We start from the raw sequence: 18,504 nt of genomic DNA on the forward strand, positions 1-18,504 counted from the left end.
TAAAAAAAGCGAGTATATATTGGAGGTGTCTGATGAGTTTTCGATATTTATACGGTCCTGTACCTTCTCGAAGATTGGGAAGATCCTTAGGAGTAAGCCCAATACCTCCAAAAACTTGTAATTTTTCTTGTGTATACTGTCAGTTGGGGAAAACGACTAACATGACAAACCAAAGACAAGAATTTTTTAATTTGCAAGATATTTTGGAAGAGTTTAAAGCTTATATTAAAAGCGATGTATCCCAGTTTGATTTTGTAACTATAGTTGGTGAAGGTGAACCATTATTATACTCTAGAATTGGTGAACTAATAAAATCAATAAAAGCTTATGTTGATAAACCTGTTGCTGTAATTACAAATGGAGCTCTACTTTGTGAAGAAAAAGTAAGGGAAGAATTAAATGAGAGCGATCTTGTAATGCCAACACTGGATGCTTATGATCAAATAACCTTTAAAAAAATAAATAGACCTCATAAAAGTATATCTTTTGATTCTTACGTGGATGGGTTGATAAGTTTTTCTAAAAACTTTAAAGGTAAAATCTGGATGGAATTTATGATGATAAAAGGGCTAAATGATGATGAAGAATCTTTAAGGAAAATCAAAGAAATATTTAATAGAATAAGTTATGATAGATTGTATATAAATTTACCAATGAGACCCCCAGCGGAAGATTGGGTAACAGTTCCAGAAAAAGAAAAAATTGAGCTAGCGCAAAATATCTTAGGAGGCATATCCCTTGATTTTTTAGAAGAAGAAGATTTTTACAGTTCTATAGAAGACGATTTGGAAGCTATCTTAAGTATAATAAAAAGACATCCGATGAATCAGCATGAAATAGAAAGTTTTTTGGATCAAAGAAAATGTGAAAATAAAAATGAAATTTTTGAAAAATTAGAGAAAGATGAAAACGTTGAAAAAGTACAGTATTTTGGATTAAATGTATATAGGTTAACATCTGTGAGGAGGTAAATAAATGCCTGAAAATAAAAACGATAAAGAAAATAAAAACACCAAAGAAGAAAAAAAGAAAGTAAAGTTTTCCAACATAATTTGGGTTTATATTATATTTGCGATTATTTTTATTGGGGCTCTCATTTCTTTGAATTGGGAAAATAATCCTATAATATCCTATTCAGAAATGTTGAGTTTGATCAATGATGGCCAGGTTGAATCCATGAAAATAAACCAAAATGGAAACGTGGAAATACTTAGCAAAGACGGTACTACTTATGAATCTTTTTCGCCAGCTTTAGTAATCGATAAACAGTATGTGAATAGTTTAATTCAAAAAGGTATAAAGGTAGAGTATGTTGAAAGTGTAGGATCAAAGTGGTGGTTTGGTTTATTGATAAACATAATTCCAATAGTAGTAATGGTTCTTTTCTTTTTTTGGTTGTATCGTTCGGCTTCCGCAGGAGCTAGAAGCAGTATGAACTTTGGAAAGAGTGGGGCAAAAAAGTATGAACCTATCGGGGAAAAAGTTACTTTTAAAGATGTGGCAGGAATCGATGAAGTTTTGGACGAAATCGAGGATATTGTAAAATTTTTGAAAAACCCTCAAGAATTTCAAGAATTGGGTGCAAGAATGCCTAAAGGAACTTTGTTGGTAGGCCCTCCGGGAACTGGTAAAACTTTGACAGCAAGGGCTATAGCCGGAGAAGCAGATGTACCTTTTTATTATGCAAGTGGATCTGATTTTGTCGAACTTTTTGTAGGGGTTGGTGCATCGCGAGTTAGAGACCTTTTTAAAACAGCTAAAGAAAATGCTCCTGCAATAATATTTATCGATGAATTAGACGCAGTAGGTAGACAAAGAGGAGCTGGGCTTGGTGGAGGGAACGATGAGAGAGAACAAACTCTCAATGCCTTGTTAGTGGAACTCGATGGTTTTGACACGTCGACAGGGGTTGTTGTCATGGCTGCTACCAATAGGCCTGATGTTCTTGATAAAGCATTGCTTAGACCAGGTAGGTTTGATAAAAAAATAATGGTAGGTCCTCCAGATGTAAAAGGAAGAGAAGAAATTTTAAAGATACATACACGTAAAAAGAAAATAGCCCCTGATGTTGATTTAAAATTGTTAGCCAAAAGGACACCGGGCTTCGTTGGAGCTGATTTAGAAAACCTAGTTAATGAAGCTGCTTTAATAGCCTCAAGAAAGAAAAAAAACCAAGTCGAGATGAGTGATTTTGAAGAGGCTATTGATAGGGTACTAACCGGTCCATCAAAAAAGTACAGGATAATATCCGATAAAGAAAAGAAGATTCTATCGTATCATGAGTTGGGACATGCTGTATTGGCATATTTATTGCCTAATACCGACCCTGTTTACAAGATTACTATAATTCCTAGGGGTGCAGGTTCGTTAGGTTCTACTTTACAAATTCCTGAAAAAGACAAATATTTAATTAAAAAATCTGAAATACTTGATAGGATCGTTGTAGCCCTTGGAGGGAGAGCTAGCGAGAAATTAGTATTTAATTTTGCTACTACCGGGGCTAAAGATGATCTGAGAAAAGCTACAGATTATGCAAAATCCATGATTTATAGGTTAGGAATGTCCAAAAGAATGGGCCCTGTGTATTGGGAAGGAGAAGAGGAAGAAATATTTTTGGGGAGTGAGTTGACAAAACAAAGAAATTATTCGGAAGAAACCGCTAAAGAACTTGATGTTGAAGTCAAGAAAATAATTAATTCTATGTACGATAAAGCTCTCGAACTTCTTAAGCAAAATAGAGAGAGGCTTGATCTTCTAGCTTCTTATATTTTTAAAAATGAAACAATTTATGGGGAAGAATTCAAAAAGCTTATGAGTAAAGACCTTGAAGAGTTAAAGGAATATATTGGGGGCGAAAAAGAGATAAATGAATTTCTTAAAATAGATGTTGTGAATCATGTTAATTATCAACCTGTGTAAAAGCTAGGAGGTAATAATGTTAAGAGCCATTATTTTTGATATGGATGGGGTCATTATTGACAGTGAACCCATCCATTATAGTGCAAATAAAAGAATTTTTGAAGAACTGGGAATCCCAATTAATAGAAGTTCATATAGTAATTATATTGGTGTAAGCAACCAAGAGATGTGGCAAGACTTAAAAAATGAATACAATCTACAACAAAGTGTTGAAGAATTACTTGAAAAACAAAACTTAGAGAATTTGGAATTATTAAAAGAAGGGGTTAAAGAGCCAATAGAAGGTGTAATAGAGCTATTACAGACACTGAAAGAAAACAATTATAAAATAGCGTTGGCCTCTTCCTCGACGATGAGATTGATCAAAGAAGTTCTTTGCATGCTTGACATTGAGAAGTATTTTGAAGTGGTGGTGAGTTCAGAATACGTTGCTCGTGGTAAACCTAAACCTGATATTTTTATATATACAGCTGGCTTGTTAAAAGTTAAACCAGAAGAATGTGTAGTTATAGAAGACTCAAAGAATGGTGTTAAAGCGGCAAAAGCTGCTGGAATGAAGTGCATAGGTTTTAAAAACCCAAACTCACTCAACCAGGATCTATCGAAAGCAGATTTAGTGGTGGAAAATATGAAAGAAATAACTTTGGATTTGATAGAAAAGTTAGAAAAAGTGGAAGCTTAAAATTAAGGGATTTTCAATGAGAAAGTGTATTCTAATCCAACTAACATCCATAAATCTTTGTTTCGAAAAATTGATTGTGTAAAAAAAGTTGGATTGTTTCCAATTTTAAAATCCAGTCGTAAAATGTTTTCAACAGTAGTTGGTGGAACCGGTCCATGAATGGAATACTTTTGCCATTCTTCTTCATTGTAAGGTGTGTCTATTGTGATCGTACCTTTAACTAGATGTTCATAATCTATTCCAAAATGTTCACTTTCTAAAAAAATTTTGAACAATTCAACATCAGGTCCATAAGGGAAACCAAGAAAGTAGTTTATAGTTTTATCCTCCGCAAGAAGAAGATTTTTCCAAACGGGATAAGTAAAATCTTCGTTACCTTCACCTTTATTGTACAACCATGTGGAAGTCTTATAAAACTCCATCCCATAATCTATTTTTTGTCCTTTCTTTCTGCCTCCTATCATGAATCCATAAGCGTTTGGAGGGCTACTTTGGCTTTCGGTTGGTAATTGATACTGATCTAAAAGAAATTCAGAATACAGAGTATAATTTTTTAAATCTATCGTTGATGAAAGATATCCGGCATCGTTCGAACTTGGCTCATAAATGTTGTGATAAACTAAGAAAGGGTTGAGATCAACAAAATTTGGTGTAATATTATATAAAAGAGTTATCTCGCCCATTTCGAACATAACAGAGAAAAATTCAGAAGACAACTTTCTTGCAACGAATGTTTTATTTCTATCTGAGGCATTGGGTCCGGGGATTGTTAATACATATTCGTATCCAAAATCTCCCACAGAAGTATCCCAATTTAGAGAGAAAAGTAGGTGGTCCATGTGTGGGATTCTATCGTTTATTCCCAGAGAGTAAGAACCCTCCCCCCATTTTAGTTTTCTTCTTCCGATAGAAAGATCAAATGGTTCAGATGAAATTTCGTAAAAAACTTCATAAGGGATATCTGAATCGACGAATGGTATAAAATCTTTCCGAATTGGTAAGTTATGCAAACCATTATTTTCCAAATAATAAACACTGGCATCTGGTAATATGGGTATGGATAGGTAAAAAAGATCATTATTGCCAGAAGAAGCGGTATAGGTAATCTCAAAGAAAGGTGGTAAGTAATCGAAAGTCTCCCATTCTACGACATCTTCAGGTATTTTATTTGTTTCATAATTTTTAAGTACTATGCCAGGTGATAAAGAAAAATCGAAATTAACTTCTGAAAAAACGCTTGTGAGAATAAAAGATAATAAAAACATTACAAAAAATCTTTTCATAAATTTTCCCCATTTTTAAGAATAATAAACGTTGTCCACAAACCAATCCATTTTCATTAGTTCTTCGTCTGAGATATCTTTGCCTTCCGAGACTTTCATATTACCTTCTTTATCAAAAATACCCCCCCTGAAAGGGTGAAACCTATTTTCCATAATATCCGTTTTCACAGTGTAAACAAGGTTTTTTGTTGTAGAAGGAACAATTTTGCTTATAGGTGACAAACAAACTACTCCACTCTTAAGTCCACCCCAAAAGTTCTCAATCTTTTCTGAACCAGAAAACAATCTAAATAAAGAAAAATTTGACCCTCTTAATACATCTTTAATTATGTTTTCGTAGTAAACTCCCCAATTCCATACAACAGAGGTTAAATGGGTAGTTGGAGCATAATCTTTCATGTCAATATGGTAACCAATAGTGTAGACGCCGTATTCTTCTCCAACTTTGCAAACTTCCGGAGAATCTTGATGATGGGTTAAAACATCCACTCCAATTTCATTTATCAAATACTCTGACGTGTCTCTTTCATATTCTATATTGCGCCAAGTATTCGTCCATCCAACAAATATCTTTGCTTTTGGATTAACAGCCTTTGCCCCTAAAGCAAAGGCATTTATTCCCATTATGACTTCAGGTATACCGTAGGAAGCAACGTAACCTATTTTATTGTTAGTGGTCATTGCACCTGCTATCATTCCAGAGAGGAATCTTGGTTCGTACATACGACCGAAATATGTGTTAATATTCTTTGTAGTACGATATCCGGAAAAATACATGAATCGAACATTTTGAAGTTCCTTTGTGTTCTGATTTTGTAAGAAGTCAAAACTGGTAGAAAATATTAGGTCGAATTTTTCTTCTTCGAGTTGTTCCAATATTTTTTCATACGTTTTTAAATCAGAAATATTTTCAAAATACTTTGTTATTATTTCATTTCCTAAACGTTTTTGAACGTACCTTCTTCCCAATTCATGGGAATATGTCCATGCAGACTCTTCTATTGAGGTGTTATATAGAAAAGCTACTTTTAATGTTTTCCCTGCGAAAATTTGAGGCAATTTAAATAACGGCTCGGATGGCTTACCCAAACGTTCCTCTAATTCTTCTACTAACTCGTCTACTTGCTCCCTCATTTCTCTTTCGATAGTGGGAACATTTTCCAAACCAAATTTTTTTAGGTATTCTAAAAAAGCCTCTTCTTCAGTAAGCGAAATCGTGTCCTTAGCAATTTCCCTATATAGCTTTCTAAATAGAAGATATACTGAATGGACTAATTCATCATATTCATTCTCAACAAAATCACTTTTTTTCTTATAATCTTTGATTAACTCGTAAAGTTCTTTGAATTTGCCCTCTTTGTTGAACCAGATTATATTAATTTTTGTCTTTTTATAAAAATCTAAAAATTCATAGTAGATCCTTATTTCAGGATTGTTTTCATCCCATTTTGGAATCAATCTAGTAACTTCCCCACGGACTGAAAAAGCGTCTGAATATTTCAAAACGCTTACCCTTTTGTTCCCTTCAACAATATAAAACCAGTTTAAATATTCGTAGGCTGTTACAGGATCCCTTATTCCTTCAGATATATGAGCTTCATACAAATTGATCCATTTACTTGCAAATTCTGAGTCAATTTTCATTAAGGGATAAAAATTTGCAGAAAAAGATAGTGAACGAGAATGGTAGTACGTTCCTTTGATCCTTTCTATAGGGATATCTATAAGACCAAGTTTTTCTTCCTTAATTATTTCAGCGTTGTGGATGATATCTTCTAAACACGGCAGATATCCTTCTTTCCCTTTTGAAATATTAGCCAAAAAGTCTTTCTTTGCTAATCTATTAGCTTTTTCGTACTCGCTTCTGCTGAGACTTCTTGAGGTCCTATACATTAGGTTAGCCTCCTTTTTTTGGGCACGTTAAGGGGTAAACCCCTTAAGATCCCCAAGTTCAAAATCAAAGTTTATTATAAAAAAGATTTTTTGCAAGAAACAGTAAAACCTTTTAGGGATATATTCTTATATTAATAATTCTATAATACAGCAAAATAATTAAAATTTTATTTAAAAGAATTAATTACTTTCTAAATTAAAATGGTCTTAGGACTTATCATCTTATAAGTATAAATTTCTATTACTTCTTTCTTTTCTTCATCGTACTTTATTAATTTATAAGGTACCGCATTTATTAGATAAGATACATTATTTAAAAATTTAATTTCAAAATCAAGTTCTTGAAAGTCGTATCGTGGATGAATATGGCCGTATATCCAAATTTTTGGAAATGCTTTAAGATAAAACTCCCCCAAAGCTCTTGAAGGGGTATGAGATTGCCCGTATTTTTTTATAGTATTTTTAATGTAAGGAGGATTGTGTGTAACCATTATATCGATTTGCTTGTACTTATTACCTTTAAAGATTGTACTGAAACGTACCTCTCTATTAAATTTATTAATATCCTTTTCTTTGAAATAAAAAGGTCTATATCCATGAGCTAAAGCACCGGAAAATCCCGCTACTATTATGTCTTTGCCGATGAATTTTTTTAAGTTAACTATGCCATGATTTAAAACATAAGCTCCTTTGTATACCTTTGAGAAAGAGTTATTTTCTTCTTCGTATAATTTATAATACTTTTTATCATGATTGCCGTGTACCATCAAGCTAAAGGATGGTTTGAATTCGTTCATCACGTAATCAATGTATTGTGGAGAAAGATCTCCTGCACAAATAAGTAAGTCAAACTTTTTCTTGTCTTTATTTGTTAAGTATACTTCCTCGTCAGAAATGGCAATTATATCTATCATCATTTTAATTCCTTTTTAATAAAAGACTCTATAAAATTATTTTATCAAAAAATAGAGATAAGTTGAAATTTTGTGTTATTATAAGGTAATCATTTCCTACAGAAGTGATAGAAAGCGCCAAAATCGATGGAGAAGTGAATTAAAAATATTTTGGAGGATCATAATACCTTTATCTCAACCCGTAATAGCTGCTTTGGCTGTGTTATCATTTACTTGGAGATGGAACGATTATATTTGGCCTTTGTTAGTTGTTAGCTCACCAAAATATATGACCCTGCAGCTTGGATTGGCATTATTCTCAGGTGAGTATACCGTACAATGGGGATCTCTTTTGGCAATGACAACACTCTCTTTAAACTTCCCCATTCCTGAAAGCAGTCTCACGGCAAATAAGGACAAGGGGATTTCAAAGAAGTTTGGCTTATTACCCTTATTCTTTGGGGCTGGTTTAAACAGCCTCTAGCCTGTAGGACGGTTAAGTCCATCAGGTTGCTTTTGCGAAGTATGTTTAATGCACCATTGCAATCAGCATTAATAATCGTGCCTTGACAAGTTTTATATTGCCCCCTGGATATGCGTTTTCCGCTAAAGCTGTATGCCTGCGGATTATCGGCATTGTAAACAGGAATATCATCGTTGGCGAAAAAGTCAGCCTTTGAAGTATAGCTTTCTTCCTGCTCAATGTAGTTAATTCCGTAACGCTCACAAAGGGACTTGATTTTAAGACGCAAATTACCATGTGATATTTGGACAAACTTTTGGTTATTGCTCTTACCAAGGTTGATATTACGCTTCCAGTTAGGGTTATAACCTACGACAATATTGCCAATATCGTTTTCGATGCAGTAGTTAACGATAATTCTTGCAGTTTTGTTCATATAATAGTTAAGACGGTTATTACGTTTCTTGGTATTGATATATTGGCGATTGGTTATACCCTTAATCCCTTGCTTGTCCTTGATAGACTGCAACCTTGCGTTTTCTTTGTTATACCACTGGTTAATTGATTTTAATCTTTTACCGTCCACGATAAAGGACGCCCCAGTGTTTGTAACACAAGTTGCGAGGTTGTCAAGGCCAAAGTCTATAGCAAGAGCGTTACCCGTATTAAGGTTAAGGTTTTCTTCTTCCTGAACATATACAAATTCAATATCAAAGAATTTACAGTTGTGCTTAGGGAAGATACGGATTTCTTTTACTTGCTTTTTGTTTAACCTTTCAGGAAACGGAAGTTTAACTTCTCCAAATTCCTTCTTGAAGGCGATGGACATAGGCACGGTAAAATAACCGTCCTTAACCTTGAAACGCGGGATAATCAACATAAAGTATCCATCTTTTTGAAGATAATGCGGAAGCCGAATGTCTGAAAACCTGTAATTGCCCTCTTTAGCCTTAGAAATAAGAGCAAAGAAAGACTTAAAGTTGCGGTCGACTACTTTCATGGTTTGTTGCGCAATGTCTGTATTAAGAAGTTGATAGTTTTCGTTCTCTTTACAGATATGGTAGACTGATTCGTAGCGTAAATACTTTTTCTCTGTAAAGTAATATTGGCGAATAGCATATAGAGTTGAGTTATACAGGTTTTTAGATAGCTTACATAATTCTTTAAGGGCAATATATTCTTGTTTGTTTAAATTTCTTAGTTGATTCTTCTGGGTACGATACGTAATATCACCTCATTCCAATAGCATTATAACATGTTTGTGGGAGGAATGTAACTATCAAGCAAAAAGAAAGGAGAATGGTGCTTCCTTGAACTCCTTTGGGGGTGTTTTCTATGGATGAATTCAGCGGTATCCGCACCAAATATTTCTATGATTCCTGTTATGATTGTATTTTTAGCCTTTCAAAGGTATTTTGTAAAAGGTATAACAATGGGATCTTTAAAATAAGAAAAAAGGGGAGGAGAAAATATGGTGCACGCACTTTTCATAGGGGCCCACCCTGATGATTATGAGGCTTTTGCAGGAGGAACAATACTTCGATTGAAAAAAGAAGGGAAGAGTTGTGGTGGAATAATCTTAACCGATGGCTCTGCAGGGAGAAACAACGATATCAACGTAAGAAAATTGGAGGCAGAACATGCTGCAAAATCTTTGAAACTTGATTATTTTGAAATGATAGGACTGAAAGACGGATATTTAGATGAAATTAATAATTTAGCAGCATTAATCGCAAATCTTATACGAAAATATAGGCCCAAGATCCTTTTCACACACTATTTTGAAGACAAGCACCCCGATCACAAGGCAGTGGGAGAAAGTACTAAAGATGCCTTATTTTTAGCCAGAACCAAAAGAGAGGATTTAGAGAATGAACCTTACAATTGTTCCAACGTTCTTATGTTCATATCTGACATCACAAAGATTCCTCAATCTAAATTTCATGTAGATATCACTGATTTTTTGGAAGATAAAATCAAGGTTTTAAGATTATACGAATCTCAAAGGGAAGTCTTAGAGCCCATACCTTTGATGAACAAATACATAGCAGCCGATGTTTTAGAGGGAAGAAACAAAGCAGTAGAAGTATTTTATCCTCTAACTTTGGTAAAAGGGGAAGGATATTATGTATTATAAGATTGAAGAAGATGGAAGCTTAACTTATTTTCAAATATTTCCGAAAGAATACATAATAAGTAACAGATCTTCCACGATGTTGTTGAAAAATTGCATGCCTTTTTCTATCTTTTCCAATAAATATGGAACGGTAATCTCAAAAATAAGATTAAACTTTTACCCAGGTCAAAGAGTGAGATTTTGGCCTGATGGTATGTCAGCTAATGATGGCTTATCAAAAATGACTGTTATGAGCGATCCATCTGCTTATTCTTTCCTTGTTAAATTTAAAAATTTAAAAAATTTAGTGTTCTCATTTACCCCTGTTTTTAAAAAAGAGTTCAAACTACCTTTCTTCGATAAGATAGAAATTCCTATAAGTTATCAACAAGAAGTAGAAGATAATGGTTTGAAATTCGCTGATGACTTTAAAATTATCATAAAAAAAGGTGAGATAAGAGATCTAATAAAAGGTGAAAAAGTAGCCTTTGTGTTAAGATCCGACGAGAACAACGAAATAGAGATTATTATTGGGAAAGATGAAAAAAATTTAGAAGAAAAGAATACAGAATACCTTCATTATCTAAACAGTTTAGTACAAAACAAAGACTTAAGTGAGCTAGAAAAATCAGAGTTTTTGTTTACAATGCACACGGCTTTTTCCTCGATAAAAGATTATGATGGAAATCTAGCTTTAGCAGCAGGGGTTAATTATTCTTTCCCCAATAGAACATATTTCAGAGATAGTTTTTGGACTATCCAGCCAATAATGAAAGTGGATCCAAAATTTGCCAAAAACCAAATTTTATTTTTGTCCGAAGGTGTTCACGAAGATGGGAGCTGCCCAAGCGGTGTTATGAAATTAGGGGAAGAAGAATTGGCTTTTATTAGAAGTAAAAAAGATATGTTACCCAAAAAGGCAAAAGAATTTTATAAATACGAAAAAGATTGGTGGTCAAACCATCATGACTCTGGAGGGTACTACATAATACTTTTGTCCGATTACATTAATAATACTGGAGACTTGAGTATTTTAAAAGAACGATTTCAAGATGGCACAGTATTGGATAAGATTGGTAATATTCTTAAAAGGTATGTTAGTTTAGATACTGATAATGATTTATTATTTGAAAAGCCTTATGATTCAAACGATTGGGCAGATAATGTGTACAGAAATGGAGCTGTTACCTACGATTTGGCGATTCAGATAAAAGCCTTTGAAGAAGCTTCTTTAATATATGATTTAATCGGTGATAAAAAGATTGCTAAAGATACTAGAGAAAAATATCAAAAAATGAAACACAATTTCAACAAAAAGATGTGGAACGAGAAAAAAGGATATTTTAATGATTTTATTGGTGACTATTTAGAAGATCACTTGAATATAGATACGATATTGGCTTTGCTTTTTGATATAGCAGATGAAGACAAAAAAAGAAAGACTTTAAACGCTATGGAGAGAATGCTTGAAACAAAGAATAACAAAGAGCAAAAGTTTGAAGATTGGGGGGTTATGTCCGTTTGGCCTTTTTTCAAATCAAAAAAGCACCTTTTCAGTAAAAGTGTTTTCCCGTACAGGTACCACAACGGAAGTGATTGGCCTTATTTGTCTTCTATATATGCTCTGGTTAAGAAAAGAGAAGGTATGGATTATAAATATCCTTTAACTAGATGGTGGGAATACTCCTTGGAAAAAGGATGGATAAACCCTGTGGAATACTATAGTCCAATCTATGCTCGAGGATCACTCAACCAAGGATGGTCTTCCATGGCTGCAACATTATTTTTTTGAATTATCCACGATTAAAAGTAATTTGAGTCGATTAGGCAGAATTAGAAGCGGTTATAGTATAAATAATTAATTTCATTTTAGAACGAATTAATTGTATAATATAGATAAGAATCTATAAAAGGAGATGATCAAAGTGAGTAAAGTCGAAGATTATTTTAATGTGGAAGGCAAAGTGATAGTAATAACAGGTGGAGCAGGTGTTCTATGCTCTGAAATGGCTAGGTCTTTGGGAGAAGCTGGTGGGAAGATTGCTGTACTGGATCTATCAGAAAAAGCTCTGGCTATGTTAAGTAATGAATTAACAGAAAAAGGTGTTGAACACATAACGATTAAAACCAACGTCTTACAAAAAAATGATTTAATAAGAGCAAAAGATGAAATTCTTAAAACATTTGGTAAAATAGATATACTGATAAACGGAGCGGGTGGAAACAAACCCGAAGCAACAACAAGTAAAGATAAATCTTTTTTTGAACTCCCAGAAGACGCAGTACAATGGGTTTTTAACTTGAATTTTTTGGGAACATTTTTGGCAAGTCAAGTGTTTGGAGAATATTTTGCAGAAAAAGGTTATGGAGAGATAATAAATATCTCATCGATGAACGCATTTAGGCCCTTGACAAACATTCCTGCTTATTCTGCAGCCAAGGCTGCTGTGAGTAATTTTACACAATGGTTAGCGGTTCATATGAACCAAAACTATTCGAAAAAAATAAGGGTCAATGCAATAGCTCCAGGATTTCTCTTAACTAATCAGAATCGATTTTTGTTGACCAATGAAGACGGTAGTTTAACCCAAAGGGGAAATCAAATATTAGATCATACACCTATGGGAAGGTTTGGAGAACCTAAAGATCTAATTTCTACAGTAATGTGGTTGATAAGCGATAGTTCTGAGTTTGTTAACGGTGTTGTTGTTCCAATAGATGGTGGTTTCGCTGCTTATAGTGGTGTATAAGTATGTCCTAATCGTATTCCTGAAAGTCAATTTAATAAAAAATGGAAGGAGTTGATATAATGGATCAACAAAAGAACGATATTGCGGTTATAGGGATGGCGGTGATGGGGCAGAATCTTGCTTTAAACATGGAATCAAAGGGTTTAAAAGTATCCGTTTACAATAGAACAAGTGAAAAAACTAAAAGATTTGTTGAAGAAAGGGCAAAAAACAAAAATATTCAAGGGACTTATTCCCTTGAAGAACTTGTTAATTCACTAAAAACACCAAGAAAGATTATTTTGATGGTTAAAGCTGGTAAACCAGTTGATGATGTAATCGAGGAACTTTTGCCTTATTTGAATAAAGAAGATATAATCATAGACGGAGGGAATTCTTATTACAAAGACACAGACAGGAGATACGAAGAATTACATAAAAAAGGAATAAGATTTTTAGGAACCGGTATAAGTGGAGGGGAATACGGCGCATTACACGGTCCATCCATCATGCCTGGGGGAGATGAATCCGCATATGAAGAGGTAAAAAATATACTCGAAGCGACTGCTGCTCAAACAGAAGATGGTCCATGTGTTACTTACCTTGGTCCAAAATCAAGTGGTCATTATGTAAAAATGGTTCACAACGGGATAGAGTACGCCATCATGGAGTTGATAGCAGAAACTTACGATATTATGAGGAAAGTGCTTAAAATGACTCCTCAGGATATGAGTGAAGTATTTAAAGAATGGAATGAAGACCACAAATCTTATTTGATGGAAATTACTTATAAGATTTTAGAGTGGAAAGACGAAGAAACGGGTCAACCAATTGTTGACGTTATTCTAGATAGCGCAAAACAAAAAGGTACAGGTAAGTGGAGCGTTCAAGACGCTTTAGACTTAAATATATCAATACCCACTATAAACGCTGCCGTCAACGCAAGAACTTTATCCTCAATAAAAGACGAAAGGATAAGGATTGGGGAGATATATGAAACACCCACTGAAATGAATTTGGATGAAAGCTTCATAAATTCATTAAAGGATGCTTTGTATATTTCAACGATAATTGCTTACGCAGAAGGTATGAAGTTGTTGCAAGTAGCATCCAAAGAATACGGGTATAATTTAGATTTGTCAGAAGTTGCAAGAATTTGGGAAGATGGCTGTATAATAAGATCCGCATTTTTAAAACCAATCCAAAGAGCATTTAAAAAGGACCCCAATTTAGTAAATTTGATAATTTCCGACGAATTCAAAAGTGATTTTAAGAAAAAAATTCCAAATTTGAGAGAGGTAGTTTCCCAGATCAAAAAAGCAGGTATACCTATTCCTTCTCTAAGTTCTGCTCTAGATTATTTCGATGGATTAAGTTCAAAAGAGTTACCGGCAAATTTGATTCAGGCACAGAGGGATTATTTTGGTGCTCATACATACGAAAGAAGAGACAAAGAGGGAATATTCCACACAGAATGGCAAGATATACATAATATATAATAAAAAAGGGGGGCAAAGAGGTGGCGGAAGACACCACTAACATCGCAATAGTAAATTCCAGTACTTTTGGTATATATTTTCCCGATTTAATGCAAAGATTAAAGAAAATAGGTATCGTTGAAAGAATAACGGTGGATCCTAAAATATCAGGAAGAGAGTTAGCAAGCAAATTGAAAGATTTTAAATTTGTTATAGCAAGCGTTACACCAAATTTTACTTCAGAATTTTTTCAATACAACAAAGATGTGAAACTAATTGCACGGCACGGTATTGGATACAACAATGTGGATATAAAAGCAGCCACTGAAAGTGGCGTTATGGTTACACGGGTTCTTGGTATTCACGAAAGAGATTCCGTTGCAGAACTTGCTATTGCATTGATTCTCATATGCCTGAGACAAATTATTCCTGCGAATAAAGCGGTTGAAGAAAATAAATGGCAAGATAGAAAAAATTTTGTCGGTGATGAACTATCAAAATTGACGGTAGGAATAATTGGTTATGGAAACATTGGAAGTTGTGTGGCTGAGATAGTAAAAGAGGGATTCGGCTCAAAAGTAATAGCTTATGACCCTTATGTAGCTGACAAGGTTATAGAAAAAACTGGAGTAACACCTGTAAGTTTTGAAGAACTTTTAAAAACATCCGATGTAATAAGTTTGAACGCTTCTTTAAATGAAGGGAACTATCATTTTATAAACAAAAGTGCTTTCAACTTAATGAAAAATGGGGTTGTAATAGTTAATACGGCAAGGGGAGAATTGATAAACCAGAATGATTTTATAGAAGCTTTAGAATCAAAGAAAGTTTCAGCTGCAGGGCTTGATGTATTAGAAGAAGAACCAATAAACCCAAATAATCCATTATTGAAATACCCTAATGTGTACATACTGCCTCATATAGGTGGATATGGAAAGTATTCTTTGAGAAAAATGGATGAAAAAATGGTTGAAGATATAGAAAAGTTGATGAAAGGTGAAATTCCTGAACAAATAGTTAACCCTGAAGTTGTAGAAAAAATAATAACACAATTCAAAGGTCGAAAATAAGTTATTAATTTAAGGTGAACTGCAGCGAAAAATACTTCCTTAAACCTTATGGGTGGGCAGCGGGGCGAAGGGGCACTAACACAGATTAAATGCAACTTACAACAATAGAAATCTTTCAAAATTTTTTGGACATTAAAAGAAAAACAACAAAAGGGGTTTTTGGTTATGAAATATGTTTTAGTCCTCGATGTGGGAACGACAAACATGAAAGGAGCAATTGTAAACGAAATAGGAGATATCATTTCTCAAGAAATCAAAAAGATAAATTTAGTTCAGCCCGTGGAAGGGGCAGCGGAACACGATCCTCAAAAATTATGGGAAAACTTTTTGGATATATCAAAGAAGATAATCACAAACTTCGAAGGTGATATTTCATTATTAATTTTTTCTGGGTATCAATTCGGTTTTCTACCGATAGATAAAAAAGGGGATCCATTGATGAATATGGTAACGCTCTTAGACACAAGGTCACAGAATATAATGAACGAAGTTGAAGAAAGATTTTCCTTTGAAGAAATATACCAGAAGACCGGTTGTCCCCCTGCCTTTAATTATACAATAGCGAGAATATTGTGGTTGAAAAAAGAAAAACCAGAAATTTTTGCCAAAACCTATAAATTTTTGGACATCAAAAGTTTCTTCACATTCAAATTAACAGGGAAATGTTACACTGAACCAAGTTTAGCCTCTGTTACACAACTTTTGAATATAAAAACGCAAAAATGGGATGAAGAACTAATAAAAAGGTTAGGGATTGAAGAAGATCAGTTGCCTGATCTTGTACCTGGCAACGTAATAGTGGATACCGTAAAAAAAGAAATAGCAATAGAAATGGGTCTCGAAAAAGAAGTTCCTATTATGTTAGGAGTATATGACGGTGGAGCGATGATTTTAGGAATGGGGGGTTATAAAAAAAACGCTGTATGTAATTTAGGTACCACTGCAATGTTTAGAAGCGCATATAATGAGCCATTACTTGATAAAACAGGGCAGTACAGGCTTCAAACCTATGCTCTATTACCTGGTATGTGGGCTATAGGAGGAGCGGTGAACAATGCGGGTGTAGTATTGGAATGGTTCAGAAACAATATAGCTAACGGTATGAGTTATGATCAAATAAACGAAGAAGCTTTGAAGGTTAAAGCGGGTTCCGAAGGTCTCATTTGCTTTCCATTTCTAACAGGAGAAAGAGACCCAAGAATAGGCAGCTTATCTACAGGAAGTTTTTTTGGATTAAAAACTTATCACAACTTAAGTCACATGGCAAGATCTATATATGAAGGTGTAGGCTATGGATTGAACATGATAAAAACAGCTTTAGAAGAAAACGACGTTAATTTAAGAAGATTGACAGTAGGAGGCTCAGGCAGCAAAAGCGATGTCTGGGTTCAAATTTTAGCTGATATATTCAACATCCCTGTAACCAAATCAAAGACCGAAAATGCAACGTTGATAGGTGAATCGATTGTAGCTTTTTCACAATTGGGAGTTTACAACGACATTGAGCAAGCTGGGGAAGTTATGATAAAGTTGGGAAAGAGCTTTGAACCCCAAACCTCTTCAGTTAAAAAATATGAAGGTTATTATAATTTTTTTGTAAAAATGATCCAAAACTATCGGGATATGTATAACTTACATACCCAATTGATCAATTCTTTAGGTGAGGAAGAAAAATGGCAATAAAATTCAGAGAAGCAAAAATAGAAGATTATGATCAGATGTATAGATTATGGGGAACAACAGAAGGCATGGGTTTAAGCGACTCTGATACAAAAGAAAATATTGAAAGATTTTTGAAGAAAAACCCAGGTTTAAATTATATATGTGAAGATGATGGAAAAATTATTGGTACAATCCTAGGTGGCGAAGATGGAAGAAGAGGATATCTCTACCATCTTGCGGTTGATAAGAAGTATAGAAGAAATGGGATAGGGAAAGAATTGGTAAACTTGGTTTTAAATAGTTTAAAAGAAAAAGGTATCATAAAATGCCATTTGTTTGTTTATTATGAGAATGAAATTGCTAAGACATTTTGGGAAAAAACAGGGTGGTACAAACGTAACGAATTGCTGATTTATTCCAAAGATATCAAATAAATCAGGGTTTACTATTGATCACAGGTTTTCTCAAAATTAAACCGTTTGCCTTTTCCACCATGACTATCATAAGAAAGGCTAATATAATCAAATATATGGGATATAACCTTATATCGAAATGTTTTTGCAAAAATCCAAACAAGGGTGGCATAAGAGTTGTTCCAAGATATGCAGATGCCATCTGTACCCCTATAATGGAATGTGAAACATCCTTACCAAAATTAGTTGGTGTTGAATGTATCAAACTTGGATAAATCGGTGCACAGCCTAAACCTATGAGAATAAGGCCTATAAACGCCGTATAATTGCTAAAAGGAAGAAACAACAGTAACAATCCTAAAATTATGATTCCTTGCCCCAAACGTATCATATTTTTATTATTCATTTTGAATGTGATAAATCCAGATATAAACCTTCCTATTGTAATTCCGAAATAAAATGAAGCAGCCCATTTGGCCGCTATTTCAGCAGCTATACCTCTATTTAGAACTAAATAACTTGCCGCCCACAAACCAGTAGTTGCCTCTAAAGCGCAATAAGAGAAAAAGGCGATCATAATAGACATTGCCCCAGGTAAAGTAATAACTTCTTTTAAAGAATAATTTTTGTATTCTTCTTCTTTGGTTTTGTTACCTGTTTTCTTCTCTTTCCACAGTGGCAAAGTAAGAAAAAGTACAGAGGTTAAAGCAATCTGAATTAACGAAATAGTAAAATATCCAGAATTCCATTTAAAACCGCTAGTTAACAATATCCCCATAATATATGGACCAAGTGTGGCTCCAACTCCCCAAAAGCAATGTAACCAGTTCATATGTCTGGCTTTGTAATGTAGGGCAACAAAATTGTTAAGCGCTGCATCAACACTTCCTGCACCTAAACCGT

The 18,504-nt window shown here is 34.1% G+C and carries 16 protein-coding genes (1 of these 16 cut by a window edge); 11 read left to right on the plus strand and 5 right to left on the minus strand.

Features of this window, described 5'->3' with window-relative positions:
• Positions 1-32: 32 nt before the first annotated feature.
• Genes BZ25_RS05270 through BZ25_RS05280 form a run of 3 tightly spaced genes read left to right on the plus strand, consistent with a single transcriptional unit; the run spans position 33 to position 3,601 of the window.
• Positions 33-971, plus strand: a complete 939-nt coding sequence (locus BZ25_RS05270; RefSeq protein ID WP_103064596.1) for a radical SAM protein — start codon at positions 33-35, stop codon at positions 969-971.
• Between the two features lie 4 nt (positions 972-975).
• Entirely contained in the window at positions 976-2,919 is a 1,944-nt protein-coding gene (gene ftsH, locus BZ25_RS05275) for an ATP-dependent zinc metalloprotease FtsH (protein ID WP_121514589.1), read from the plus strand.
• Positions 2,920-2,935: 16 nt separating this feature from the next.
• Positions 2,936-3,601, plus strand: a complete 666-nt coding sequence (locus BZ25_RS05280; RefSeq protein WP_121514588.1) for an HAD family phosphatase — start codon at positions 2,936-2,938, stop codon at positions 3,599-3,601.
• A 2-nt stretch (positions 3,602-3,603) separates the two neighbouring features.
• Here the strand turns inward: BZ25_RS05280 and BZ25_RS05285 are convergent, their stop codons facing one another.
• The 3 genes from BZ25_RS05285 to BZ25_RS05295 all read right to left on the minus strand — a co-directional run bounded on the left by BZ25_RS05285 (position 3,604) and on the right by BZ25_RS05295 (position 7,694).
• Complete coding sequence (locus tag BZ25_RS05285; RefSeq protein ID WP_121514587.1) at positions 3,604-4,884, minus strand: hypothetical protein; 1,281 nt, start codon at positions 4,882-4,884, stop codon at positions 3,604-3,606.
• A gap of 15 nt (positions 4,885-4,899) precedes the next feature.
• Positions 4,900-6,777, minus strand: coding sequence for a BMP family ABC transporter substrate-binding protein (locus BZ25_RS05290; RefSeq protein ID WP_121514586.1), 1,878 nt, complete (start codon positions 6,775-6,777; stop codon positions 4,900-4,902).
• Positions 6,778-6,968: 191 nt separating this feature from the next.
• Positions 6,969-7,694, minus strand: a complete 726-nt coding sequence (locus BZ25_RS05295; protein ID WP_121514585.1) for a metallophosphoesterase — start codon at positions 7,692-7,694, stop codon at positions 6,969-6,971.
• A 67-nt stretch (positions 7,695-7,761) separates the two neighbouring features.
• Between BZ25_RS05295 and BZ25_RS10655 the strand changes: the two genes are divergently transcribed.
• Entirely contained in the window at positions 7,762-8,154 is a 393-nt protein-coding gene (locus tag BZ25_RS10655) for an ABC transporter permease subunit (protein ID WP_158245462.1), read from the plus strand.
• On the opposite strand, the gene BZ25_RS05305 is transcribed toward BZ25_RS10655, so the two are convergent.
• Positions 8,072-9,361 (minus strand): RNA-guided endonuclease TnpB family protein, encoded by a 1,290-nt coding sequence (locus BZ25_RS05305; RefSeq protein ID WP_121514584.1) that lies wholly within the window; start codon positions 9,359-9,361, stop codon positions 8,072-8,074. The two genes, BZ25_RS10655 and BZ25_RS05305, sit on opposite strands and share 83 nt — an antisense overlap.
• 243 nt (positions 9,362-9,604) lie before the next feature.
• Between BZ25_RS05305 and BZ25_RS05310 the strand changes: the two genes are divergently transcribed.
• The 7 genes from BZ25_RS05310 (at position 9,605) to BZ25_RS05340 (ending at position 17,622) form a co-directional block, all read left to right on the plus strand.
• On the plus strand, positions 9,605-10,270 hold the full coding sequence (locus tag BZ25_RS05310) for a PIG-L deacetylase family protein (RefSeq protein WP_121514583.1): 666 nt from the start codon (positions 9,605-9,607) through the stop codon (positions 10,268-10,270).
• Positions 10,260-12,041, plus strand: a complete 1,782-nt coding sequence (locus tag BZ25_RS05315) for an amylo-alpha-1,6-glucosidase (RefSeq protein ID WP_121514582.1) — start codon at positions 10,260-10,262, stop codon at positions 12,039-12,041. The genes BZ25_RS05310 and BZ25_RS05315 overlap by 11 nt, the downstream gene beginning before the upstream one ends.
• 124 nt (positions 12,042-12,165) lie before the next feature.
• Complete coding sequence (locus BZ25_RS05320; RefSeq protein ID WP_199676858.1) at positions 12,166-12,999, plus strand: SDR family oxidoreductase; 834 nt, start codon at positions 12,166-12,168, stop codon at positions 12,997-12,999.
• A 59-nt stretch (positions 13,000-13,058) separates the two neighbouring features.
• Positions 13,059-14,477, plus strand: coding sequence for an NADP-dependent phosphogluconate dehydrogenase (gndA, locus tag BZ25_RS05325; RefSeq protein ID WP_121514580.1), 1,419 nt, complete (start codon positions 13,059-13,061; stop codon positions 14,475-14,477).
• A 20-nt stretch (positions 14,478-14,497) separates the two neighbouring features.
• Positions 14,498-15,526 carry a D-isomer specific 2-hydroxyacid dehydrogenase family protein gene (locus BZ25_RS05330; RefSeq protein ID WP_121514579.1) on the plus strand — a complete coding sequence of 343 codons (1,029 nt, stop codon included), beginning with the start codon at positions 14,498-14,500 and terminating at the stop codon, positions 15,524-15,526.
• Between the two features lie 165 nt (positions 15,527-15,691).
• Entirely contained in the window at positions 15,692-17,209 is a 1,518-nt protein-coding gene (locus tag BZ25_RS05335; RefSeq protein ID WP_121514578.1) for a gluconokinase, read from the plus strand.
• Positions 17,200-17,622 (plus strand): GNAT family N-acetyltransferase, encoded by a 423-nt coding sequence (locus BZ25_RS05340; RefSeq protein WP_103898184.1) that lies wholly within the window; start codon positions 17,200-17,202, stop codon positions 17,620-17,622. The genes BZ25_RS05335 and BZ25_RS05340 overlap by 10 nt, the downstream gene beginning before the upstream one ends.
• A 1-nt stretch (position 17,623) precedes the next feature.
• On the opposite strand, the gene BZ25_RS05345 is transcribed toward BZ25_RS05340, so the two are convergent.
• Positions 17,624-18,504, minus strand: the 3' portion of a protein-coding gene (locus BZ25_RS05345) for a sugar MFS transporter (protein WP_121514577.1). Its footprint extends 304 nt past the window's final position; only the last 881 of its 1,185 coding nucleotides appear in the window; the start codon falls outside the window, past its right edge; it ends in the stop codon at positions 17,624-17,626.

The organism is Petrotoga sp. Shatin.DS.tank11.9.2.9.3 (assembly GCF_003665005.1).
Lineage (GTDB): Bacteria > Thermotogota > Thermotogae > Petrotogales > Petrotogaceae > Petrotoga > Petrotoga mobilis.